Source organism: Azospirillum himalayense (assembly GCF_042657465.1).
GTDB classification, from domain to species: domain Bacteria; phylum Pseudomonadota; class Alphaproteobacteria; order Azospirillales; family Azospirillaceae; genus Azospirillum; species Azospirillum himalayense.
Genome location: NZ_JBHSLC010000074.1, coordinates 1 through 3,487, shown reverse-complemented (window position 1 = coordinate 3,487; position 3,487 = coordinate 1). Strand labels below are relative to the sequence as shown.

3 protein-coding genes, 1 tRNA gene and 2 pseudogenes are annotated in these 3,487 nt (G+C 68.3%); 5 read left to right on the top strand and 1 reads right to left on the bottom strand.

Annotated features, from left to right (window positions below):
* The 5 genes and pseudogenes from ACFPMG_RS23880 to tnpC all read left to right on the top strand — a co-directional run.
* Positions 1–532 (top strand): annotated as a pseudogene (locus ACFPMG_RS23880) (IS5 family transposase); the annotation flags it as partial.
* 111 nt (positions 533–643) lie between these two features.
* Positions 644–775 (top strand): annotated as a pseudogene (gene tnpA / locus ACFPMG_RS35375) (IS66 family insertion sequence element accessory protein TnpA); the annotation flags it as partial.
* Between the two features lie 84 nt (positions 776–859).
* A complete protein-coding gene (tnpA, locus tag ACFPMG_RS35370) occupies positions 860–1,219 on the top strand; it encodes an IS66-like element accessory protein TnpA (RefSeq protein WP_417281714.1) in 360 nt (119 codons plus the stop codon).
* Positions 1,219–1,572 carry an IS66 family insertion sequence element accessory protein TnpB gene (tnpB, locus tag ACFPMG_RS23870; RefSeq protein ID WP_376997714.1) on the top strand — a complete coding sequence of 118 codons (354 nt, stop codon included), beginning with the start codon at positions 1,219–1,221 and terminating at the stop codon, positions 1,570–1,572. The genes tnpA (ACFPMG_RS35370) and tnpB overlap by 1 nt, the downstream gene beginning before the upstream one ends.
* 69 nt (positions 1,573–1,641) lie before the next feature.
* Entirely contained in the window at positions 1,642–3,210 is a 1,569-nt protein-coding gene (gene tnpC, locus ACFPMG_RS23865) for an IS66 family transposase (protein ID WP_376997713.1), read from the top strand.
* Between the two features lie 181 nt (positions 3,211–3,391).
* Here tnpC and ACFPMG_RS23860 read toward each other — a convergent pair.
* A tRNA-Met gene (locus ACFPMG_RS23860) sits at positions 3,392–3,468 on the bottom strand.
* Positions 3,469–3,487: the final 19 nt, after the last annotated feature.

Genomic DNA, 3,487 nt, shown 5'->3' with positions numbered 1-3,487 from the left:
GTTGGGCTCGCTGATGCGCCTGCTCGGCCTGAACCTGCCGGTTCCCGATCACACCACCTTTTCCCGGCGCAGCGCCAACCTGGAGGTGGCGAGCGCCCTGGCGAAGGCGGACGGGCCAGTGACGGTGGTCATCGATTCCACAGGATTGAAGGTGTTCGGCAAAGGCGAATGGCACCTGGAGAAGCATGGCGGCATGGCGCGCCGGAGCTGGAGAAAGCTCCACTTGGCGGTCGACTCCGATACCGGGGAGATCCTCGCCTCGGAGCTGACGACCACGCAGGACGGCGATGCTTCCCTGGTCGGCCCACTGCTCGACCAGATCAAGCGCCCGATCGGCACGGTGCTGGCGGATGGGGCCTACGACGGCGAGCCGGTCTACCGCGCTGTGGCCGCTCACACCCCCGACGCGGAGGTGATCATCCCGCCGCGCTCAACCGCGGTGCCAAGCGACACGGCCCGGAGCGCCCTCAGCCAACGCGACCGCCACATCCAGTTGATCACCGAGCGTGGCCGCCGCGGCTGGACGACCGCGCGGTGCTGACCGGCATCCTGTTCGTGCTGCGTAAGCGTTGCGTGACGACACATCCGACCTGAATCTGGTTCATGAAATATTCCGCTGGTCGCACCTCAGCGGAGAAAGAGCATGTCGGGTCGGGAGTTGGAGAGTTATTGGCGCGGTCATGTCGATGCCTGGAAGGACAGCGGGCTGACGTTGAAGGGCTATGCCGAAGCCCATGGGATCGGACGGTGGGCCTTGGGGCGTTGGTCACGCCGCTTTGCCGCTGTGGAGGAGGTGAGCGCTCCCTGTCATAGGGATAGTCCTGGTGATGTCCCTATGACGGCGAGCGCTCCGCTGGTGATGGAGATCGTCGAGGCGGCTCCCCGTCGCCGGCGCTGGTCGGCAGCGGAGAAAGAGCAGCTGGTGGCGGAGACCTGCGAGCCGGGTATGAGCGTGTCGCTGGTCGCCCGCCGACGCGGGGTCGATCCCAGCTTGCTGTTTCGCTGGCGCCGCCAGATGCTCACCCCAGCCAAGCCGCCGCCCCTCTTTGCGCCGGTGGAGGTGGCGGACACCACGCCGGTTCTCCCCCTCACCGCGTCGCTCCCCTCCGGTGCCGGCCTGATCGAGATCGAATTGGCCGGAGGACGTCGGTTGCGGGTCGGGCGCGACGTCGATGGCGAGGCGCTGCGCCGGGTGGTGAGCGCGCTGGAGCGGCCGTGATGCTGTCGATCTCGGCCGGCGTGCGCATCTATCTGGCATTGGAACCCTGCGACATGCGCCGCGGTTTCGATGGGCTGGCGCTGCTGGTGCAGCAGGCCCTCGGCAAGGACCCGTTCTGCGGCCACCTTTACATCTTCCGGGGGAAAGGTGCCGGGCGCGTGAAAATTCTCTACGCCGATCAGAACGGCCTGTGCCTGTTCGCCAAAAGGCTGGAAAAGGGGCGCTTTGTCTGGCCAACGACGCGGACGCCGGGCGGCACGGTGGTGCTGACGCCGGCGGAACTGTCCCTGCTCCTGGAGGGGTTGGAATGGCGCCACGCCATTCCGGTCTCACGCCCGACGGTGGCGGGGTGAGAGGGAGAAAAGTCGAGGAAATCCGCGGGCTTGGCTGGTCTGGAGCCGTGATCCGAGGTACAATTGGCCATGCGCTTCGACCTCGACAACCTGCCCGCCGATCCGGCCCTGCTCCAGCAGTTGGTGCGCGATCCGGCCGAGGTCGTGGAGCGCCAGAAGGCTAATTTGGCGGAGTTGGAGGCGCTGCGCCAGCAGCTCCGGCAGATGCAGCGCACCGTCTTCGGGCGGCGCTCCGAACGGCTCGATGCCGATCAACTCGACCTCGGGCTGGACGACCTGGAAGCGGACATCGCCCGGGTCGAGGCCAAACTCGCTACCGACAGCCCGGACACGGCCCCGGAACCGGCGGAGGCGACTGAAGGGCGGGAGGGGCGCGGGCGCGACTGGCCCGATCACCTGCCGCATCACGATGTCATCATGGAACCTGAAGGATTGGATGCCGCGGCCGGCGTCTGCCCCTGCTGCGGCGACGCCCTGCACGCGGCCGGCGAAACCATCGCCCGGATGGTGGACTATGTTCCGGCCCAGGTCCGGGTGCTGCGCATCCGCCGGCCCAAATACGCCTGCCGCGGCTGCGGCACGCTGCACCAGGCATCGGCACCGGACAAGCCGGCCGCCAAGGGCATGGCCACGCCCGCGATGCAGGCCCACGTCATCACCAGCCGCTATTGCGATCATCTGCCCTTCTACCGGCAGGCGCAGATCCTGGCCCGCAACGGCTTTCCCGTGGATCGCTCGGTTCTGGCGAGATGGGCGGGGCAGGCGTGCTGGTGGCTGGAGACGGTGCAGGAGGAACTCGCCAAGGCGGTGTTCGCCTCGACCAAACTGTTCGCCGACGACACGCCGGTGCCGACGCTGGCCCCGGGGACGGGCCGGGTGAAGACCGGCCGCTTCTGGGCTTATGCCCGCGACGACCGGCCCTGGCAAGGAACGGACCCGCCGGCCGTGGTCTATGCCTACACCAGCGACCGCAAGGGCGAGCGCCCGGCCGGCCACCTCCGGGATTTCCACGGGGTGCTGCAGGTGGACGGCTATGCCGGGTTCGAGCGGCTGGCCGCTGGCAACCGGGTCGTGCTGGCGGCGTGCTGGAGCCATGCCCGCCGGCGATTCTACGACCTGGCCGAGAACGGTTCGCCGATCGCGGCGGAGGCGCTGCGCCGCATCGCCCGGCTCCACGCGATCGAGGAGCGCATCCGTGGCCGCACGGCCGATGAGCGCCGGCAGGTCCGGCAAGCCGAGTCCGCTCCGCAGGTGGCCGACCTGAAGCTGTGGCTGGTGCGGGAACTCCCGCGCCTCCCAGGCCGCTCCAAGCTGGCAGAGGCGATCCGCTATGCGCTCGGCCGCTGGAAGGCGTTGTGCGTCTATCTGGACGACGGCCGGGTGGAGATGGACACCAACACGGTGGAGCGCTGCATCAGGCCGGTAGCCCTGAGCCGGAAGAACAGCCTGTTCGCCGGCTCCGAAGGCGGCGGCCACCGCTGGGCGGTGATCGCCTCGCTGGTGGAAACCTGCAAGCTCAACGGCGTCGAGCCTTACGCCTACCTGCGCGACATCCTGGAGCGCATGGTGAACGGTTACCCCGCCAGCCGCGTCGCCGACCTGCTCCCGTGGAATTGGAAGCCGGCCGTCAACTCCTGATCCGGTGCAATCACGCCCCGCTTACCCATTCGGGGCCTGATCGAGAAGATCACGCTGACGCCCGGCCCGAAGCGCGGCCAGTTGGAGGTGACGCTGTACGGCGAGCTCGGCACGCTCCTGGAGTGGACGGCCCGAAAGCAGAACACTCCCGGAGCGGGGCTCTCGGGAGTGTCTGTATCGGTGGTTGCGGGGGCAGGATTTGAACCTGCGACCTTCAGGTTATGAGCCTGACGAGCTACCGGGCTGCTCCACCCCGCGGGTGTTCCTTGGGAAGGGA